The sequence below is a fragment of the Acinetobacter sp. AL9 genome, assembly GCF_041464035.1.
Lineage (GTDB): Bacteria > Pseudomonadota > Gammaproteobacteria > Pseudomonadales > Moraxellaceae > Acinetobacter > Acinetobacter towneri.
Map to the genome: position 1 here is coordinate 1 of NZ_JAYFSK010000045.1, position 19,709 is coordinate 19,709.

Genomic DNA, 19,709 nt, shown 5'->3' on the forward strand with positions numbered 1-19,709 from the left:
GCCTATTTAAGTGATGTGCTGAAAAGGTTGCCGACACATAAAGTGACTCAGATTGAAGAATTGCTACCACACCGCTGGAAACCTGAACCGAATTAAAAAATAGGCATGGGGTTCAGCGGACGCTTACCTTTTAACTTCGCAAATCATACATTTTCAACAGCTAAGCTCTTTGAGCTATGCGATATCATTTTTGAAACTGTGGGTTTAGATTTTATGGGCGATATTTTTTATGGCTGTGTGCTCACTAACACACCCGATCAATTGAATATTATCCATTTAAAAGCTTAAACCGCTCGATGTTCGACTCGTTAGAGAGCGAGCAACAATGACATGCAGGTTCACTAATTTGACTAAGATGGCGTAAAATAAGCTAGTCACATACTTACACTTAAATTACGCTTCAAATTAAAGGACTTCAACTGCATGAACATGACAGAAATCATGGCTGATCTATCTTCACACACTCCAATGATGCATTAGTATCTAACTATTGATTTTATTATGTTTTTTATAACCAATTAAGATTTCGTACACTAAAAGGTATACATAATAAAAAAGCATGCCTCTAAGAGCATGCTTTTCCGTTTAAATCTTCTATCAGTAACTCTATCATATCATGCTGATGTTTTTCTATACTCGCTTCATTCCACTCAGATTCGTTCTTCTCAACAACCTGCATCATCAACTCTAACTTTAAACTGATTGGTGCTTCCGTATGCTTCCTTAACCAATTCGCTTTTTGAATCGGCATATCATTAGTAAGTGAAGAGTTTTCACTTTGATTCACTAAACCTAAATTACCTAGACTATCTCGAACCTGCAGTGGTAATGGATCACCGACCTTAGGCTTTTGCGGATAAAAATGCTCAATTGAGTCCTTATAACTAAAGTAAAATTTAGCATGATTCCCTTTTTCCTTTTTTAACAAAAGGTAATCTAAATAGTTAAAACAGAAGTAAGGAATCTTCCCATAAGTAAACTGCGTTTTTACATCTTCTACAGTGACTGCTGTATTGCACTCAAATTCATTGCCATACATGAAACTTTCATAGTCTTGCTTTGTACTTAAGTACCGCTTCTTGATCAAAGTACGTGCCAAATTTTCCACAAATGCAAAATAGGTATTTAAACCAATTCCTTTGTCACTATGATCTATGAGCCAATATAAAATGCTCAACAACCAATTCTTACGTGCATGTGTTGGGTAGGAAACATGAAATGCAGATAGAAGCATCACGAGGTTTCTTTGACCACCTTCTAATGCTAATTCATTTTCCCCCTCAGCTTCAGATTGTGAAAAGGTATTCACATAGCTCACATTACCAGAACTATAGTATTTAGGTTTCTTGAGTGACCAACCTTTGTACTGAGGACTATTCTCACGTTTGATGACATACAGATCGAATAGATATCGTGTTTTTAAAAGCAGGTAGATAAAGTCTTTTGCATGACTTGCATCTACAATCATGCGTTTAAAGCTTTCTAATAAAGTCTTGTCATCAAGTGCAATCTTGCTAGCGTCGCCATCTTTCAACTGCCTTCTGACATAAATCTTCAAAACCTGCATCAGGAAGTTGGGATAATCAATGATGCTTGCAAAACGTTCGCTCGACTCTTCATTTGTCTTCTCACTAACAGGAACAAGATTAAGCTTTAGAATTCCTTCCAAAGTGAGCTTATCCCCATATGAGCGCTTCCCTTCAGTACTCGTATCTTTCGATGGAGTTTGTATAGGCAGGCATGACTTAAGGTCTTCATAGTCTTTGGCACACCATTCATGATATGAACCACCAAATATTTGCTTTCTATCTGTGGGGTTAAAACCATATGCCACATATTTATACATATCCTGACATGCTGACCAAACTTGATGAACAACATGACGGTCTGCATCCTCAGCACTTAACAAGCTCAGAAAATGTGCCTTAATGACTTCATGCGCTTCTAACTGTTCCCCTCGGTTATTAAGTGCATCAAAATAATGCGTCACATCTGCAAGCTCTGGAATCATTGTGCGTAAAATTACCACGCGATCTAATAGATAGTTTGCAAACTTTTCAAGCTCATTTTCTTGGACAAGCTTGAGGCATTCTTCCTGAATAATGTGATAACCTCTGAGAATAGAGTGATCACCATATTGTGCATTCAATCGATCTATTTCTTTTTCAACAGATTTATCACTGACAAATTTCCATAATGAATTTAAAAGAATTTCTGACTTTTCACGGCTTTCAAAACTTAATCGTATGCTATTAAATTGATCGAGTTGTGCATTTTTAAGTTTAGACTTTAAGAATAAAGCCATAAGATTTAAGGTTGTAAACCGTTGCTGTCCATCTAGCACTTCAAAGTAATGCTCTTTTTTTGCGACCACCAAACTACCGATATAATAGTTTTCAGGACTGGTCTGTAACTTTAGATAATAGTCATAAACATCCTGTATTAATGCTCGGATCTGTGGTCTTCCCCAAGCATAATTTCTTTGGTATACAGGGATTTGATACTTTACATCCTCACTCAACAATTGTGAGATGGTATATGGTTGTGTTTGCTCTGTAGACATCATCCCTGCTCCGCCATGCATTTCATTTCTCTAAACAGCTTCTTAATGCCTTCAACTTTACTTTTACTACTTTTCTCACTTATATCATTTGAACCAATATAGATATTCAAGGAAAAATTAAAGAAGTCTTTTGGTCGTAATGATTGATCCAAACGCCTAAAGAGATTCTGACCTATCACATGGTTCTCAATACTGGACTCATAGATGCTAGATTGCTTAAGGCGTAAACTGTATGCCCAAATAAATCCTATCTCCAAAGCACTCGAAAATTCCGCTTCACCAAAGCGATCATAGTAAGCCAACAAAAAAGCATTGAGCACTTTTCGGACATAGCCATCACCTGTTCTGTTCCTACCCGTATACTCATAGCCTTTAGAATTCTCAGTGCCATTAATGACTGTCCAAATTTTTTTCGACATTGCTGTGGTTAATAATGGCTCCACCCAATCATCATGATCTCGTGGATTAAGCAACGCTAAAGCTTTGCTTTCATAATGGCTAAACCACTCAAAAAAACGTCGCCCATTGATCATGGTTTGGGTGATTTGAAATGGGTAAGCCAAATGTATGTTATCTACCTTACGGAAGCGATCATTGTTGTACTCATCAACCATACTGTGCAAGATACGATATGACTGGCTCAGTGGAAACTGATCTTCCTGATGCAGTGACAAACCTTTAAAACCCTCCACCTGCTCTTTACCAAAGTGGAATGCCTTTTCCCCATTAGTCCATTGTCTGATGGGATAGAGGAAATGAGAAAATATCCGATGGACATCCTTTTCATTCCTTTGCTCCCATTGCTGAACGGCTTTCGTTTTCAACTCAGCTTCTGATGGATCAAATTCTCGCAGATGATATGCCTTCAACAAATCATGTGGATGAAGATCCAATCCTCTCGAGTTCTGTGAATCAAAGAATTGAAAAGCCTCTGACAGCTTGCTTAACTCAACAATAACAAACTCACATTTGGTCAGCAGAATATCAATATATTCCTCTAAGGGCTTTGAGCGTGGCTTATCGATGAGCTTTTCAACCACATCATAATTTCGGCGTAAGTTTTCTTGACTCATGCGACACGCAGGAATCTCTAAACTGAACTCAGGAAGAATCAACCTGTTTAATTGACTTTTTCTCGCTTGCAAGGCATGCCAAATTAAATAAAAGGTTAATGTCCGTTGTTGTCCGTCCACAATATTTTTTTTAACATCAGGTAACTTGTGTTGGACAATCATTCTGAGATGATGCTGATTGCAATCATTATGGTTCTTCGTGCGAATGATCAAAGTAGGCTTGTGTAGAACAATTGTCCCTAGGCGATACTTATAACGATCATCATCACGATTCTTTGCCGTAATACCCGCAACAAAATAATCTAAGTCATCAAACAGCGTTCTGACATGCTTCTCTGTCCACTTATAAGGACGTTGATAATCAGGAATACTTAAAGCTTGTTGGTAAAGTTCTTTTAATGAGATAACTCTCGGCTCTAAAGTTGCTATGGTCATGTTTTTTCAATCTTAATTTCTAAATGTTCATCATGCAGATTGCTCAAAATATTCTGATAAATTTGATAATTGTCAGAATCCTTTATGACAAAAACCACCTCATCAATGAACGAATAATCTGGCAAAGTGGACAATACTGTTCCTATGGCTATTTCTGCTGCCAATTGCTTTGGGAAAGCATAAACACCTGTAGAGATGGAGGGGAATGAAACTTTTTTAGCTCGTACTTCATTTGCTTTGATCAAAGCATTTGAATATGCACTACACAGCAAATCTGCTTCATTATGATCACCATTCAACCATCTTGGTCCAACGGCATGAATAATATATTGTGCCGGCAAGTCACCTGCGATCGTTACCTCTGCCTGTCCCGTAGGACATCCACCTTTTAGCTTGTTTAACTCTATACAGGCTTGCTTCATCAGTAGTCCTGCTTTCTTATGGATTACGTAATCTAAACCACCTCCACCTAGTAGCGACTTATTCGCAGAGTTCACAATAGCATCCACAGCAAGCTTAGTGATATCCTCTCGTACTAACAGTATTTTTTTTCGTTTATTCATTTATATTGCTTTCAAGTATATTTTCATGAAAAGTAAATTCTTAATAAATAAAAACAAAATCATATGCCCACATAAAACTTTTCAATCAGCTTTCGGGTCTTGACCAGCAAATTGCTAAAAATGCTCTCCCGTTCAAACAGCTTAACCTTATAGTTTGGTAAGTCCTTCAACTCTTCTTTACGTGGTAGGCGTTTGGTGAACTCATAATGCTCCAGAACCTGCTTCATCGCTTCTGGTTTCAGGTTTTCTTCTTTACAAAGATGCTGATAGGCCTGTTCTTTTTCAGCATCCCAGAACTGAGCAAAAGCCGTTTGGACGCTTTGACCATTGATCATCTTAGGCATGTTTTCTTCAATGAATTTTTGAATGAGGTCTTGCTTATCGTGCAAGCTAATATCGCTACTGATTAAGTCATAAATTTGCGCTTGGTACTTCTGACGTTTGTCCTCTGAGTCCGTATCAACAACAAGCTGTAGGAGGTTGATGATATAACCAACATTAATGCGATCACTGTGCAGTAAATCCAGTTGAAAATCGACATCATCCAGCACCGATACTTTTTCTTTCTTGGTGGTCTTTCTAACAGCACGGCATAGGTCAGCATACTTAGAGGCAAAATTCGCAAAGTGCTGTTTATCTAATGCGGTTTGATCCTGGTCATATTCAATAAAAGTTTGTAATTGCGCGTTGTAGCGCATCACTTCACGGAAAGCTTTAATAAATTCGAGTTGCTGTTCTTCAGTGACAAGATCATCGACTGATTGGTAATTGGGCGTTAAGGCAAACAATTTGCTCACCGCTGCTTGGTAATCCTGTTCGATTTCCGCATAGCTGGGAACAAGTACAATCTTGGTCGTTTCTTTATTGGAAAATAGCGCCAGTGCTTCATCTGTGGCGCGTTTCAGGTTGCGGAAACAGATGATATTGCCAAATGGTTTTTTATCATTGTAGACACGATTGGTACGAGAGAATGCCTGAATTAAGCCATGATATTTTAGATTTTTATCGACATACAAGGTATTTAACGGCTTAGAGTCAAAGCCCGTGAGGAACATATTGACCACAATTAGAATATCAATCTGTCTGTTTTTTACGCGCTGTGCGATATCGCGGTAGTACGCATAAAATTGATCACCAGAATTGTAGTTGGTTTTAAACTGTCGGTTGTAATTGGCAATGTATCGATCTAGCTTATCCCGACTGGATGAGTTGACCTGAGTTGGAATATCTGCGGCTTCTTCATGAATCAAGCCAGTTAAGTCATCAGTCGGTACAGCCTCATTTGCCGCATAGGAAAAGATGGTGGCAATAGTCAACGGTTTAAATATCCGACCTTGTGCTTCATCTTCAATTTGCTTTTCAGCCTGCACTTTTTCAAAGATGTCGTAATATTGGGTCAGTGTTTCGACCGAACTGACACAGAACATTGCGGTAAATTCACGATTACGGGTTTTGGTATCGTGAATATTGACAATGTAGCGGGCAATCATTTCTAGGCGTTGTGGGTTGTCATACAGTTCTTTGGTATCGATGCCCTCTACGTCTTCATCATAACTTTCATTCGTCGCCATGCCTTTGGCGGTGTATTTGCCACGATAATCAATCTGGAACTGCAAGACGTTACGGTCGCGGATAGCATCGACAATCACGTATTTATGCAAACACTCATTAAACAGGTAATCTGTGGTGAGTTTTAAACCTGCTTTGCTTTGGCTGTTCTTTTCAAAAATAGGCGTACCGGTAAAACCAAACATTTGTGCATTGCTGAAGAATTTTTTGATGTTCTGATGGGTCTCACCAAATTGACTGCGATGACATTCATCAAAAATAAACACCACTTTTTTATTTTTAAGATAATCAATGGATTCTAAATAACGGTCGGTACTGATGGCTCGATTGAGTTTTTGGATGGTGGTCACAATCAGTTTGTCGTGGCGTTGATCCAGCTGTTTCACCAAGGTCGATGTGTTATCAGTGCTGTCCACGCTGTCGGCTTTAAAAGCATTAAACTCACGTGAGGTTTGAGTATCGAGGTCGTTACGATCGACCACAAACAGAACTTTTTCCACATCAGGCATTTGCATGATGATCTGACTGGCTTTAAATGAAGTCAGGGTTTTGCCTGAACCTGTGGTATGCCAGATATAGCCGTTCTGATCGGAGTTTTGCACATGCTCAACAATTTTCTGTACTGCATAAATCTGATAGGGACGCAGCACCATCAGGCTTTTGGTGGTTTCTAGCAGCACCATGTACTGGGTCAGCATTTGGGTTAGATGCTGCTGATTTAAAAAAGCTTCGGCAAAGTCGACAATTTCATTGATATGTTTGTTATGGACATCTGCCCAGGGAAAGGCAAACTCGATGCCTGTGGTGCCGTTGGAGTAATAACGGGTATTGGCACCGTTACTAATCACAAAGAGCTGAATAAAACCAAACAGCCCTTGCCCTGCCCAATAGGCTTCACGAATATAGCGTTGGGTTTGATTAAAGGCTTCGGCGATTTCCATGCCGCGTTTTTTCAGCTCGATCTGTACCAAAGGCAAACCATTGACCAAGAGCGTGACATCAAAACGGCTGGTTCTGCCATTATAGTCACGGTGGTCGATGGTGATTTGATTGGTGACTTGATAAATATTTTTGCTAGGATCATCAGACAGGAAAAAAAGGTGTTTACTGGTTCCATCATCAAATTTGACTGGGAACAGATCACGCAGATTCTTGGCGCGTTCAAACACTGTGCCCGTGTTCAAAAAACTGATGACCTGTTTCCATTCCGTTTCTGACAGAGGCGCAAGTCCATTGGCGCGTTCAATCTGGGTTTTCAGGTTAGATAGTAGTTGGCTTTCATCCTTGAGCGTGACTGAGGTATAACCCAATTGCTGTAGCTGGCCGATCAGTTCATTTTCAAGTTGGTATTCGCTTTGTACTGTCATTTCACCCTCAAAACCATTTTATCGATATGCTGTTGCTTGATTTATTCAATTATTAACATGCTAAACACCATACCTAGATATGATGTTTAATTGCTCTTGCTTTTAATAAACTAAATTATTTAATCATTTTCTCAGCATTTACGATTAAATTCTTCTCAGCCTCATACGCTTTTAATGCTTTTGGAACGTTTCCTGTGATTAGATTTTCTTCTGAAAAATCTTTAGCAGAAGTTGGAATAACAGTAACGGCTATAGATTTTTTCTTAGCATTTTGTGCTTTTAAATCAGTCCATTTTTTTGCATTGTCATTAAAACCAAAGGTATCGATTGCAATTGAACGATGTACAGTTTCACCTGCTCTTAAACCATTTTTCTTACTACCATAGGTATAGCTATCTATACCTGTATAAGTTGAATAAGGTTCTTGCTCATCATCTAAATAAAGATCGATTTCCCACTGAATTGAGGATAAATCCTGTTTGCTTCCATTATGGACATCAAATGAAACTAAAGGGTCTCCACTAGTAAAAAACTCTTTACTGGTACCTAGGCTAATATTGGATGCTTTAATTTTTGATAAGTCGTTATAAATATCAGTCCAATCTTTTTCGATAGACTTCAACCGTTCATATTCATCAAAAACTGCTTGCTTGCGATTATCTACAGCAAGTTTCACAATTTTTCGATAAGTAATATCAGCACCATATTGCTCTTTAAATTTTTCAATAGACTCTACTGTACCTATATTCAGCGTGTTAATAGCCCATTGAACAATTTCTGACTCTTGTTCTGGCAGTTCATCATGTATTTTACTTGATGAATCCGTTAATGTTTGCAAGTTAGTCAAATCAAAAGTAGTATCCAATGGCCCCTTACTACATCCACTAAGTAATACTGCAGCAAACACTGAAGCAATGATCAATTTTTTCATGTTAACCCTCTTATAATACATGATGCTTTTAATAAGCAAAAAGCCAAACCCACTTATGGATTTGACTATCAAAAAATTTACACAAACATCTGCTGTAACAAGCCCTTTTTCCAAGTTTTAGCTTGTTCTATTTGCTGTGCCACGACTTCAATTTTTTGGTCAATCGCAGAAAGGAAATTGGCGATTTTGGTTTGTTCTTCTAGGCAAGGTTTAGCTATGTGAAATTTTCTAATATTTGTCATTGACAGAGCTGGCTGGGAACTCGTTGCAATAAATTTCTCGATTTCATTACGCCTAAAACTTGTTTCATTAAAATATTGCAATAAATATACAGGATTCAATAACTCTTTATTAGCTCGTATCCGAGCAACATTAGGAGCTAAATAAAATTTTTCATTTTCTTGGATTAATGCGACATCACCAATCGTTCCTACATATGTGAATATTAGATCATCAATATATAATTTACTTCGACCTAACATTTTCAAATCACTATCATCAATATACTTTACATCTGATAAATCTAATTTATTATTTTTAACATTAAGACCACGTAAAGCAATTAAATTACCTGAGTCTTTATAAACAATATGTTTGGTAAACTCATAGCCTGCTAATTTGGTCACATCAGTAGCTGTACCTAGTTCAATAAAATCCCACTCCCCAAATTCACTCCCATCATCCGCTTTAAAACGAATCTGCTGACTAAACAGCTTTTGCATCATGCCTTGTTTATATTGGCTGAGCAGTTCATGTTTTTGGGTGAGTTGGCTAATCTTTTCATCCACAGCAGAAAGAAAAGAGGCGATTTTGGTTTGTTCTTCTTTGGATGGAATATCTAATTGACAATTACCAACCTCTTTTTGTCCAATAGTGGTCATAGTTGCAGTTTTTCCACCTTGAATTAACTGCTTACGAACATTAGAAGTTTTCAAAGAAAAATTTAAAAATAAAGGATCTATTCTTTCTAAATCGGGGCTTAATTTAATTAAATGACCATCATAAGTAATGTCGTTGGAATTTCCTAAATACACATTTGAAAAGGCTATACCTTCCTTGACCAAAGAAGATCGTGTAAAAAAAATATCACCATATTTAACTTTATTACGCTCAAATTCTTTCGCATCTAAATCTAATAATGAAAGTCTAGCCTCATCAATATCTCTTTCAATATACATATCTAAAACATTTATTAACTTATAACCTTTCCCAACCTTATTTTGATCATTAAAAACGCCATTATTAAGCGCTTTTTCTTTAGATAAATCTAAGATTGAAGACTTTGACCACTCCCCATCAAACTCTTTAAAACGTAACTTAGGCGAAGCCATTACTTCACCTCCGCAAACGGTGAAACAATGCCTAGCTCTTTGCAAAAATCTGCAATGATGGCATCAGTCTTTTGACTGTCTTGTTCCAAAGCTTGAAGCTGTTTTGCAATCGCATCTAAATCAATCTCGGCTTCTGCTTCAAAGGTATCCACATAACGCGGAATATTCAGGTTGTAATCGTTATCTTTGACTTCTTGCAAGGTCGCGACATGCGCATATTTTTCAATATTTTCACGCTTTTCAAATGCCGCAACAATCTTATCTAAATGCTCAGGCAATAACTTGTTTTGGTTCTTCTGCTTTTCAAAATCATTGCTGGCATCAATAAACAGAATATTGCCGCTCTGCTCACGGTTTTTCTTCAACACCAAAATACAGGTCGGAATAGACGTGCCATAGAAAATATTGGCGGGTAGACCAATAATCGCATCCACCACGTTCAACTGTTCAATCAAATACTGACGAATCACGCCCTCACTCGAACCACGGAACAAGACGCCATGCGGTAGCACCACCGCCATGGTGCCGTTGTCATCCAGTTGATACAGCATGTGCTGTACAAAAGCCATATCGGCTTTGGAGCTTGGCGCCAGTTTTCCATACGCAGCAAAACGCTCGTCTTGTAAAAATAACGGATCGGCAGACCATTTTGCAGAAAATGGCGGATTCGCCACCACAGCATCAAACTTTTTATCTAAATGCTGCGGACGGGTTAAAGTGTTTTCCTGCTTGATGTCGAACTTGGCAAAATGCACATCATGCAGAATCATGTTCATGCGTGCCAAGTTGTAAGTGGTACGGTTCATCTCCTGACCGTAAATCATATCGACATCTTTCACTTCACGTTTGACCCGAAGCAGCAACGAACCCGAACCACAAGTCGGGTCATAGACTGAACGTAAACGATCTTTGCCTTGGGTGACAATCTTCGCCAGTAAAGTCGATACGGTTTGCGGGGTATAGAATTCCCCCGCTTTTTTGCCCGCGCCTGAGGCAAACTCACCAATCAGGTATTCATAGGCATCACCCAGTACATCGGCTTCGGTATTACTAATATCAAAATCAATGTCATCTAAATGACTCAGGACTTTCGCCACCAGTGTATTACGGTCACTGGCATTATTGCCAAGCTTGGTCGAGTTTAGATCCAAATCTTCAAACAGGTTGGCAAAGTCATCGGCAGAGTCGGTGCCTAACGTGCTTTGTTCAATTGATTTTAAGGTTGCCGTTAAATCATCTAGAATAAATTCGCCCTGACGACCACGCTCGGCTAAGGTATGGAATAGCTGTTTTGGTGTGAGCGCATAACCGACTTCGGCAATGGCATTCTTTTTAATTTCTTCGATGTACGGCACATGCTCAGGATTATTTTCATCTAATTCTAAAAAGCTGAGGTCTTCGCCATCGAGCAATTCATTTGCAAAATTAACCGACTTTTCCGATAAATATTTAAAGAAAATAAAGCCGAGGATGTAATCACGGAATTCATCGGCGCCCATGGTGCCACGCAAAGTATTGGCAATATTCCAAAGTTGTTTTTGTAATTGTTGCAGTTGTACTTGGGTCATTGTTATGGAAGTCCAAATAAGTAAATCATTAATAAAATGATTTTACCTAAAATTCTAAAACATGCAGCAGTAAAAAGGTGGAAAAGGACATTATTTGTCGCCTTACTTGAACTTATGGACAGAAAGTCATAAAAATAAAACTCCCATACTAGAGATGGGAGTTTTCTAGTGATCGTACTTTTGATGAACAATTAAAAAATCATAAGCTTATAGTCAGGTCTAATTGCTTTCGAAGAGTAATGATGCATTTTCATAGGTTCAATAATAGACTTAAAATATTTGGACCAATCTTGATAGCTGCAAGAAGCGCCTACCACTTGATTTGGCTCAACCAAAAACGCGTGCTCACAGATAAGAGCTATTTTCAGATCCACCCATAGTTCTTGACTAAGAAGGTCAAACCTTAAAGGTTTATCTAAAGTAGGGTGCTTCAAAGGGTGTCCCACATCAGTAAATGCAAATACTCTACCGCAATACTGTCCATTGAGATCTTTAGATATTTGATAGGCAAATCCATGTAAATTATCTAAATTCTCTTTTTTCAGCATATTGATAAACTTCCGTACAACCACTGCAAACTGCTGCTCATCTTTAGGCTGTAGTGGAATACTCGTACGTCGGTAAATGGCATCAAACTTGAAATCTACCTGATGAATGCGGATCTGTTTATGCTCACGTAAAAGTCTGGCAACAAATCGATTAACCGTGTTTTGTTGATCTTTTACCTGTTGATAAGTTTTTAAAATTGCTTTAGTCATCGTTTTTTCGTCAACTAATGCCCTACCGCGTAACTCATTCCAACACCGCTCAATCAGCATGATACTTCTGAAATGCAGATCATCTTTTTGACAGTGAACCGATAGGGGCAAACTTCTAATTAGCCCAAAGCATTCTCTGAAACATTGAAATACTTTTTGTACTTGTGGATCAAAAATATGCCCTTCACCTAACTGTGAATCAAAGCAGTCAAAGTAATGCCGACCTACGTACATAAAATGATTCAACAGGTCAGTGGAAAGATATCCTAAGTAATTGTTACTATTTGAATTTACCCTTAAAACTTGAGCAGATGGCGAGGTGATTTTTTTAAATAGCTTGAGTGCTTCTGTAAGCACCAAAGCTTGTTGTGGTGAAACACAATTTACAGGAACGGGAATTACTTTGCTCTGTGGCGATAGTGCTGCGTATGTATTCATATATAGGCTCTGATATGTATTTTTTTAATGCCCTGCTCATCAGGTGAATGAGCAGGTATAACTTCGGTGATATGTAGATTTATGTCCCTCTACGAGGGCGGCCTGATTTACGTTTACTTGCTGGCATCTGACTTGTACCAAATGTTTTTAGCCTACTACCACTGGGAATAAACGCGTGTTGCTTATCTTTAGTCAAATATTTGATAACTAGTGACTCTAATGCGCTATGAGCTTTTTCATCATCATGATGTAACATTCCAATAGCTAAATATTTATAGCGTTCTTTTGAACCATTACAGCTGTAGTAACTTCCCTTAGCCTCAGTAAGTTGTACCCATTCCTTGCCGAACTGGTCAGCTATAATCTCGTCTTTTTGATGTTTATTACCATCTAAGAAGAAAATAGTATGATAGTGATAGCCTTTATCAACGCCGTATTCTAGTTTCCAAATATAACCAATAGGTCGCTGATGTATTGAAAATCTTGATTTCAAAAATTTCTTAAACATCTTTCTGATCAGATTCAAATCTTCAGAAAGATTTCTACATTTTTTCGCAATTGCAAAATCAAGACGCAAGACTAGTAACTTTGAATATTTAACTCTAAGCTTGTTTAGCAACTGAATAGCACGCGCTTCTTGATGTTTTAATCTTTCAGATCGATTGCTCTGTGCCTGAATAAATTCATCTTCCAGGGTGCCTGAATAAATTTTAGAAACAAAAGCATTTGCTAGATCTGCAAATATAATAGGTTCTCCCGCGATAGGGAGAACATCATTTGCTTGAAAATTTTTAAAATAGCGTGGTTCAAAATTTATAGGTTTTAATATTTCTTCATATGCTCGCATATACACTTGAGTATATTCATTATTAATCGCTAATTCAGTCAAATCATCGGGATCTGGACATTGAGATAACAGATTTCTAACCAAGGGATCCGCTTTTTTAAACCGCCCTGTCTGTAATTTAGGAAAAGCACTAGAAATCTTATTGTCAACAATAAGATCAATTAACGTCTCAAGTTTAGAGTAGTCCTTATCCGCTTGTTCTAAAAGATAGGAAGCAGTGTCTGATGTTTCAAATTGCGATATGATTTTGTCATTTTTACTCATAGTCATTACTTTTTCCAGACATGAGTTCTCCCTGAAGGTATAGCTTGTGGGCTATACCTATTTCTTAGAAGGCTCATGTGTATAATTAATAGAATATATATAAACCCTTAATCCTTAATTACTTAATATTATTAAGTACCTAAAGTCTGCTCATTGGCTGAACAAGGCATAGGTGGACTTAACTGCTTGGACAGCTGGGGGATTTATATAGTTAACTCGTTGGAAAGTTATCCTTTTAGTACTTAGCTACATTTCTTGTTTCTAACCAAGTACAGATGTCTTTTTCAAACCACCCTACAGCATTCAAACTTAGTTTGATTGGTCTAGGAAAGTCCTTATCATACCGAGGTGACTTTGGATTCATTTTGTCGTAAATTGTTGACCGGCTTAAGCCAGTTTTATATTCAACTTGTTTACGTTTTAAAATCGTTAAATCAAAAGGTGCAGTCATGCTAAGCTCCGTTAATAACTGGTAGGAACAGAATGCACTTTCATTTTTCCAAGCTGTACCCAAACCATCATAGAAATATTGATATTATGCCTACCGTTAGTTTTTCATCATTACAAAGTAAGACACATCCAACTCTTAGACGAATTACCAATTTAGAAATTCTTAAATTTCAATTTGAGTTGACATATCCACTGCTCTTTGAAAAGCTCCTACATTCAGAAGAATTGATAGTTGAAAGAATAAAAAGATTTCTAGAGATACCGAATCATTTTAGTATTGAGCCAGAAGCAGAAGGATTACGTAGTGAATTGATTAGTGATGTTATTTCTAACCTGAAATTGATTGAAGTTTGCTTTTGCTATTTTCAGACCAGCTATTTAAATACTTCTGAAGAAAAACTAACCATGAGTGGTATTAACTTTCAAAAATTTACTATTTTTTTAGAAAGCTTGTCTGATATTTTTACAGATATTCTTGAGTGTGCGAATACCTATGGAATTGATTATTATTATTTTTCATCAACTTGCTCTATAAGCGATCTTATTAGTCATAATGACCTTGATAGTTTGATTCGAGACACTTTTGATATTCAACATTATATTACTTTTTTAAAAAATACCGACGACGAAAATCAGTTAAGTCAACAGCGAATAGAACAAATTTCTTATTTAAAACAAAGCCTTTTGTATAAATATCATGTGCCAAATACACTCAATACATCTACATCATTTATAGAAGTCAAAAAAATATCTCAAGTCTTTGATGATGAAGAAATCCGTAATGATTATATAAGCTTGAATTTGCGCCTTAATGAGGAACCATCTAATCTCCCAGACATCTTCGTCAGCTTTTTAATTCAATATCTCGAGAATCGAATGTTTCTTGATAGATACATCGCAGAGCATTCAGAGGATACATTTAAAAATGTTTTGCATAATGAAGATATTATTCGAAGATTCTTAAATGACCTAGACTCAATTGAAAATGCCTCATCCGACAATAACAGGATTCTATCCCAACTTAACTCCTTAATTTGCCTTAAATATTACAGATGTAAAAGTATAAATTCAGAATATAATTTAGATGACCATATTTCTGCTTTAAATGAAATTTTAGCACGCCCTCCAGAGTCTGAGTTTTGGATAAATCTTAAAAACAATTCTTCAAAAAAAACAATAACGGACGAGCTATCTGAATTTATGCAGCCTTATAAATGTAAGTTAACAAGTAAAAAGAAGACTATTAAGCAATTAGCTTGCTCAACACATGACAACATAACGATTAAAGAATTTAAGCGAAAAGCTGTAGATCAAAGCTTGCTATATTTCAAAGACAAATATTTAGACTTCAACAAAATTAAAAATAATTTCCAATAATTCCAATATATTTCAAATATATATTATAAAAATGATATTTACCCAAAAGGTCTGCTCAGCAGGCCTTTTTCATTTTTAAAGGTGTCCATATGACGACTTGCCCTGCTTGTCATAGTGAAGAAATAACTTTTCTTGGATTAGCTCCAAAAGGATCTAACCAAGCTCCAAGCCTACTCTGGTCACAATCAACACTTACCTTCATTGGCAAAGAATTAGCCAAAGTTTACAGAATTCCTTCTGTAATTGGAGAAATCACCGGAGCCAGCTTAGGCTATGTACTTAATTATTATTTACAGAAACATTCCGGATTTCTTACCGTGCAAAACGAGAAATCTTATATCTGTAATGACTGTAATTTAACTTTTCAAATCAATTAACAATAATAGGTATAAAGATGGCACATCAACTTGAACAAATGGCTTATGTCGGAGAAACCCCTTGGCATGGCTTAGGTAATCAACTCACTCAAAATCAGCCGATTGAAATCTGGGCACAACAAGCAGGCATGGATTGGCGGATTGAATCCTCAAATGTCAGCTACATGGCACAGAATGAACGTGGGCAGAGCATCATCATGCCGTATGAAGAACAGCGAGTACTGTATCGTTCCGATACTCATGCACCCTTGTCTGTGGTCAGTCAGCGTTATCAGGAAGTTCAGCCCAAAGAGATTCTGGAGTTCTACCGGGATCTGACTGAGCAATCTGGCTTTGAGCTGGAAACTGCAGGCGTACTCAAAGGCGGGAAGAAGTTCTGGGCTTTAGCACGAACTGGACAGAGCACAGCACTCAAGGGTAAGGATGTCAGCAATGGCTATATTCTGCTGGCAACTGCCTGTGACGGTACTTTGGCTACCACGGCACAATTCACCAATATCCGAGTGGTATGCAATAACACCTTAGCCATTGCCCTACGTGGACAAAGCAGCAATGCTGGTGTGGTGAAAGTACCACACAGTACTAAGTTTGATGCTGACAAAGTTAAGCAGCAATTGGGCATCTCAGTCCGTGCCTGGGATGAGCATATGTATGAGATGAAACAGCTGACTCAACGTAAAGTCACTCAAGGAGAAGCAGCGGCCTATTTTGATGCAGTGTTTAACAATACCAGTATGAGTGTTGCAGATCAGGAGGAGAACATCATTCAGTTCTATCGCAATATAGCTACTCCAAATCCAACCAAAGAAAAGTCTGAACCGAATGGACGTGCCATGAATAAGGTCATGGATATGTTCAATGGTCAGGGGCGTGGTGCAGAACTCAGCTCAGCCAAAGATACTGCCTATGGTTTGCTGTGTTCAATCACCGAGTTTGCTGACCATGAACGTCGTGCCATGAGTACCGATCACCGCCTCGATTCAGCCTGGTTTGGTGCAGGTGCTGCGTTAAAGCAGCGTGGACTAGAACAGGCGCTTCGCTTAGTGGTTTAAGTTTCATTTAAGCCAGTGCTATTTATTACAATAATGGTCAAGGGTCATGCAGATGATCCTTCTCCAGTAAAAAACCCCTTTTGCCACATCTCCAGATGTGGCTTTTTTTATGCCGAAAATTTTACAGACCTCGCTATTTATAAGGATCAAAGCATGAATCAGATTGCACCGATAAATACCTCTCAACTCCCTCATTTTCCAATTCCGAATGAGATGAATGAATCAAATACCGCAGCTAAACGAACAGCGACAGCCAAACGTTTAGCCAACACTAAAAATATGGATTACCAAGAATGGCTAGAAGTGCGTAAGCAAGGCATTGGCAGTAGTGATGCCGCAACCGCTTGTGGATTGAATCCCTACATGTCGATGCTGGAACTGTGGATGATTAAAACTGGTCGAACTCAGCAGAATATAGATGATGACAGCTCAGGCGTTGCACCGTTGTATTGGGGTAAACAGCTAGAGCCACTGGTAGCGGAATACTACAGCCTGCATACCAATAATAAAGTGAGACGAGTCAATGCCGTGCTTCAGCACCCCGATCCGGATAAATCGTTTATGTTGGCAAATCTGGACTATGCGGTCGTGGGTAGCGATGACGTGCAGATTCTGGAATGTAAAACAGCTGGGGAACATGGTGCCAGACTATGGCGAGATGGTGTGCCTTTATACGTGCTGTGTCAGGTACAGCACCAATTGGCTGTAACAGGCAAACAGGCTGCACATGTCTGTGTTCTGATCTGTGGGCATGAAACCAAAATCTTCAAAGTGACACGGTCTGAATCAGTGATTCAACACATCATTCAGGCAGAGCGTTATTTCTGGGAGTGTGTGGAAACGGATACACCACCATCCGTGGATGCAAGTGAATCCGCAGCTAAAGCGATTCAGCAACTCTATCCAGCGCATGTACCCTTGACTGTTGAAGATCTCTCACAAAATGAAAATGCTAATTTGATGTTCGACCAGCTCATTAAAATGAAAGAAGAGATTCAGCATAAGCAGGAACGCTTTGACCAGTTGAAGCATCACATCCAAATGCTGATGAAAGATGCTGAACGAGCCACCTTTGCTCATGGTTCTGTGGTGTGGAAGAAAGCCAAGGACTCCATCAGTCTGAATACCAAGGCATTGCTTCAGCATCAGCCTGAACTCATTGAGCTTTATCCACTTCAGAAGCAAGGCGGTCGTCGATTCAACATCTATACCGACTAAGTCTATTTCAGCCCATTTAAATAGCGATGCGCAAAAACCGCTCCCCGCCCTCCATTCGCTAGGAATAGAGGGTAAACGGTGGCGGCTTTTGTAGTGAGCTATATACATATTTCTTGAATCAGGTGATCTACATAAAGCTAGATGATCTGTACAAAATCAAATTGAGGAAAATAAAATGATTAAAGGTTTAGCGATTACACCACCAGCTCTAGGGCGTATCAGTATTGGTCGGGTAGTAGAAAAGAATGGCAAACGCCTACCTGAAAAAGATGATCAGTTCACCATTACTTCCCAGATTCAAAGCAAAGAAGGATGGGTGAAACACCCACTGGATGAACAGCTTCGAGCCAATACTCCCAATCAAAAGCTACGCTCAATCCCTGTCAGAATGATCTTCAATGATCCTGATGTCAACGGCAATTTAAAACTGACCCCTTTTACCTTAAAAACAGCAAAGTAAAATTGACCCCTTTGATGATTTATTAAGACTCAATTTGTGGTTGAATTCCTACTCTCTTTTTATCTTTTAGACGATAACTTTCCCCAGATATTTGTACAACATGACAATGATGTAATAAACGATCCAACATTGCTGCTGTCAAAGTAACATCATCTGCGAATGATTTAGACCACTGGCTAAATGGTAAATTACTGGTCAAAATCGTACTGCCTTTTTCATAGCGCTTGGCAATAACATTAAAAAATAAATTTGCTTCTTCACGACCAAATGGTAAATATCCTATTTCATCGATAATCAATAACTTTGGAGCAAGTACAACACGTTGCATGTAGTTTTTTAATTTACCTTGTTGATAAGCTAGGCTAAGTTGCAACATTAAATCAGCTGCAGTAATAAACTTAGTCTTAATATTATTCATAATTGCCTTATAGCCTAAAGCCATTGATAGATGTGTTTTCCCAACACCACTTGCACCAATAAATACAACATTTTCAGCTCTTGGAATAAAGCTTAAATTAAATAGTTCAAGCAACTGCGACTTTGGAGCACCTAAAGCATAATTAAAATCATAAGCCTCCAACGTTTTGATTTGAGTAAGACCTGAAAGTTGTAAAAGAATCTGTTGACTACGTTGCTGCTTGGCTGTGTATTCATGTAATAGCATAGCTTCAACGAAATCTGCATAACTGCCATCCTTTGCTAAGGTTTGTTGTGCATGATGTGACCATTGTGATGCCACTGTTTGTAGACCAAGCTGACGGCAAAGCTGTTCAATACGCTCATACTGTAAATTCATTAAGAAACCTCCAGTAATTCATCATAGATTGATAAGGGGTGTTGAACACTCTCATGAGGTATGAGTGATGATGGGCTAACATCATCAATTACAGATTTTTTAGAACCATCATTAAATAAAGGTAATGAAGAAAAATATTGTTGTTCTTCAAGCAAACGAGTACTTGGTTTTTCTTTAGTTGTTGCATGAATGCGTTGATTTGCTGTTTCACTAAGCCATCGACCAATATAGGCATTTGCCATATCAACATCTAAGCTAAGGTCAACCACCTT

16 protein-coding genes and 2 pseudogenes are annotated in these 19,709 nt (G+C 38.2%); 6 read left to right on the plus strand and 12 right to left on the minus strand.

The features are described 5' to 3' along the window. A partial coding sequence (locus tag ACEO2X_RS10255) for a transposase domain-containing protein (RefSeq protein ID WP_075175639.1) occupies positions 1 to 96 on the plus strand: 96 nt, incomplete at its 5' end. A gap of 469 nt (positions 97 to 565) precedes the next feature. Here the strand turns inward: ACEO2X_RS10255 and ACEO2X_RS10260 are convergent. The 10 genes from ACEO2X_RS10260 to ACEO2X_RS10305 all read right to left on the minus strand — a co-directional run bounded on the left by ACEO2X_RS10260 (position 566) and on the right by ACEO2X_RS10305 (position 14,158). Further along, positions 566 to 2,584 (minus strand): DUF262 domain-containing protein, encoded by a 2,019-nt coding sequence (locus ACEO2X_RS10260; protein ID WP_371971993.1) that lies wholly within the window; start codon positions 2,582 to 2,584, stop codon positions 566 to 568. Beyond that, positions 2,563 to 4,071, minus strand: a complete 1,509-nt coding sequence (locus tag ACEO2X_RS10265; protein WP_180079424.1) for a DUF262 domain-containing protein — start codon at positions 4,069 to 4,071, stop codon at positions 2,563 to 2,565. The genes ACEO2X_RS10260 and ACEO2X_RS10265 overlap by 22 nt, the downstream gene beginning before the upstream one ends. After that, entirely contained in the window at positions 4,068 to 4,634 is a 567-nt protein-coding gene (locus ACEO2X_RS10270) for a macro domain-containing protein (RefSeq protein ID WP_180051500.1), read from the minus strand. Before ACEO2X_RS10270 ends, ACEO2X_RS10265 begins: the two co-directional genes overlap by 4 nt. Before the next feature lie 59 nt (positions 4,635 to 4,693). Then, entirely contained in the window at positions 4,694 to 7,570 is a 2,877-nt protein-coding gene (locus ACEO2X_RS10275; protein ID WP_371971994.1) for a type I restriction endonuclease subunit R, read from the minus strand. Between the two features lie 115 nt (positions 7,571 to 7,685). Beyond that, positions 7,686 to 8,501 (minus strand): DUF6694 family lipoprotein, encoded by an 816-nt coding sequence (locus ACEO2X_RS10280; RefSeq protein ID WP_168382062.1) that lies wholly within the window; start codon positions 8,499 to 8,501, stop codon positions 7,686 to 7,688. A 77-nt stretch (positions 8,502 to 8,578) separates the two neighbouring features. Continuing rightward, positions 8,579 to 9,832, minus strand: coding sequence for a restriction endonuclease subunit S (locus ACEO2X_RS10285; RefSeq protein ID WP_371971995.1), 1,254 nt, complete (start codon positions 9,830 to 9,832; stop codon positions 8,579 to 8,581). After that, the gene (locus tag ACEO2X_RS10290) at positions 9,832 to 11,400 is read right to left on the minus strand and encodes a type I restriction-modification system subunit M (RefSeq protein ID WP_371971996.1); all 1,569 of its coding nucleotides are present in this window, start codon (positions 11,398 to 11,400) and stop codon (positions 9,832 to 9,834) included. The genes ACEO2X_RS10285 and ACEO2X_RS10290 overlap by 1 nt, the downstream gene beginning before the upstream one ends. 191 nt (positions 11,401 to 11,591) lie before the next feature. Further along, positions 11,592 to 12,596, minus strand: coding sequence for a hypothetical protein (locus ACEO2X_RS10295; protein WP_371971997.1), 1,005 nt, complete (start codon positions 12,594 to 12,596; stop codon positions 11,592 to 11,594). Positions 12,597 to 12,675: 79 nt separating this feature from the next. Then, the gene (locus ACEO2X_RS10300) at positions 12,676 to 13,713 is read right to left on the minus strand and encodes an inovirus-type Gp2 protein (RefSeq protein ID WP_371971998.1); all 1,038 of its coding nucleotides are present in this window, start codon (positions 13,711 to 13,713) and stop codon (positions 12,676 to 12,678) included. A 229-nt stretch (positions 13,714 to 13,942) separates the two neighbouring features. Continuing rightward, a complete protein-coding gene (locus ACEO2X_RS10305; protein WP_253131554.1) occupies positions 13,943 to 14,158 on the minus strand; it encodes an AlpA family phage regulatory protein in 216 nt (71 codons plus the stop codon). Positions 14,159 to 14,244: 86 nt separating this feature from the next. Between ACEO2X_RS10305 and ACEO2X_RS10310 the strand changes: the two genes are divergently transcribed. The 5 genes and pseudogenes from ACEO2X_RS10310 to ACEO2X_RS10330 all read left to right on the plus strand — a co-directional run. Further along, positions 14,245 to 15,534, plus strand: a complete 1,290-nt coding sequence (locus ACEO2X_RS10310; RefSeq protein WP_346792015.1) for a hypothetical protein — start codon at positions 14,245 to 14,247, stop codon at positions 15,532 to 15,534. An 89-nt stretch (positions 15,535 to 15,623) separates the two neighbouring features. Next, positions 15,624 to 15,911 carry a hypothetical protein gene (locus tag ACEO2X_RS10315; RefSeq protein WP_371971999.1) on the plus strand — a complete coding sequence of 96 codons (288 nt, stop codon included), beginning with the start codon at positions 15,624 to 15,626 and terminating at the stop codon, positions 15,909 to 15,911. Between the two features lie 17 nt (positions 15,912 to 15,928). Continuing rightward, complete coding sequence (locus tag ACEO2X_RS10320) at positions 15,929 to 16,963, plus strand: DUF932 domain-containing protein (protein WP_371972000.1); 1,035 nt, start codon at positions 15,929 to 15,931, stop codon at positions 16,961 to 16,963. Between the two features lie 153 nt (positions 16,964 to 17,116). Next, entirely contained in the window at positions 17,117 to 18,181 is a 1,065-nt protein-coding gene (locus ACEO2X_RS10325) for a YqaJ viral recombinase family protein (protein WP_371972001.1), read from the plus strand. A 175-nt stretch (positions 18,182 to 18,356) separates the two neighbouring features. Beyond that, a pseudogene (locus tag ACEO2X_RS10330) lies at positions 18,357 to 18,638 on the plus strand (hydrolase or metal-binding protein); the annotation flags it as partial. Positions 18,639 to 18,663: 25 nt separating this feature from the next. Here the strand turns inward: ACEO2X_RS10330 and istB are convergent. Further along, positions 18,664 to 19,437 carry an IS21-like element ISEc57 family helper ATPase IstB gene (istB, locus tag ACEO2X_RS10335; protein WP_001053381.1) on the minus strand — a complete coding sequence of 258 codons (774 nt, stop codon included), beginning with the start codon at positions 19,435 to 19,437 and terminating at the stop codon, positions 18,664 to 18,666. Beyond that, positions 19,437 to 19,709 (minus strand): annotated as a pseudogene (locus ACEO2X_RS10340) (IS21 family transposase); the annotation flags it as partial. The pseudogene ACEO2X_RS10340 and the gene istB, both read right to left, overlap by 1 nt.

Excerpts from the sequence above, each read along its gene's own strand:
- ACEO2X_RS10325 (WP_371972001.1), top strand. The coding sequence starts at position 17,117 with ATGAATCAGATTGCACCGATAAATACCTCTCAACTCCCTCATTTTCCA.
- ACEO2X_RS10305 (WP_253131554.1), bottom strand. The coding sequence starts at position 14,158 with ATGACTGCACCTTTTGATTTAACGATTTTAAAACGTAAACAAGTTGAA.
- ACEO2X_RS10270 (WP_180051500.1), bottom strand. The coding sequence starts at position 4,634 with ATGAATAAACGAAAAAAAATACTGTTAGTACGAGAGGATATCACTAAG.
- ACEO2X_RS10300 (WP_371971998.1), bottom strand. The coding sequence starts at position 13,713 with ATGACTATGAGTAAAAATGACAAAATCATATCGCAATTTGAAACATCA.
- istB (WP_001053381.1), bottom strand. The coding sequence starts at position 19,437 with ATGAATTTACAGTATGAGCGTATTGAACAGCTTTGCCGTCAGCTTGGT.
- ACEO2X_RS10310 (WP_346792015.1), top strand. The coding sequence starts at position 14,245 with ATGCCTACCGTTAGTTTTTCATCATTACAAAGTAAGACACATCCAACT.
- ACEO2X_RS10260 (WP_371971993.1), bottom strand. The coding sequence starts at position 2,584 with ATGCATGGCGGAGCAGGGATGATGTCTACAGAGCAAACACAACCATAT.
- ACEO2X_RS10265 (WP_180079424.1), bottom strand. The coding sequence starts at position 4,071 with ATGACCATAGCAACTTTAGAGCCGAGAGTTATCTCATTAAAAGAACTT.
- ACEO2X_RS10280 (WP_168382062.1), bottom strand. The coding sequence starts at position 8,501 with ATGAAAAAATTGATCATTGCTTCAGTGTTTGCTGCAGTATTACTTAGT.
- ACEO2X_RS10320 (WP_371972000.1), top strand. The coding sequence starts at position 15,929 with ATGGCACATCAACTTGAACAAATGGCTTATGTCGGAGAAACCCCTTGG.
- ACEO2X_RS10275 (WP_371971994.1), bottom strand. The coding sequence starts at position 7,570 with ATGACAGTACAAAGCGAATACCAACTTGAAAATGAACTGATCGGCCAG.
- ACEO2X_RS10315 (WP_371971999.1), top strand. The coding sequence starts at position 15,624 with ATGACGACTTGCCCTGCTTGTCATAGTGAAGAAATAACTTTTCTTGGA.
- ACEO2X_RS10285 (WP_371971995.1), bottom strand. The coding sequence starts at position 9,832 with ATGGCTTCGCCTAAGTTACGTTTTAAAGAGTTTGATGGGGAGTGGTCA.
- ACEO2X_RS10290 (WP_371971996.1), bottom strand. The coding sequence starts at position 11,400 with ATGACCCAAGTACAACTGCAACAATTACAAAAACAACTTTGGAATATT.
- ACEO2X_RS10295 (WP_371971997.1), bottom strand. The coding sequence starts at position 12,596 with ATGAATACATACGCAGCACTATCGCCACAGAGCAAAGTAATTCCCGTT.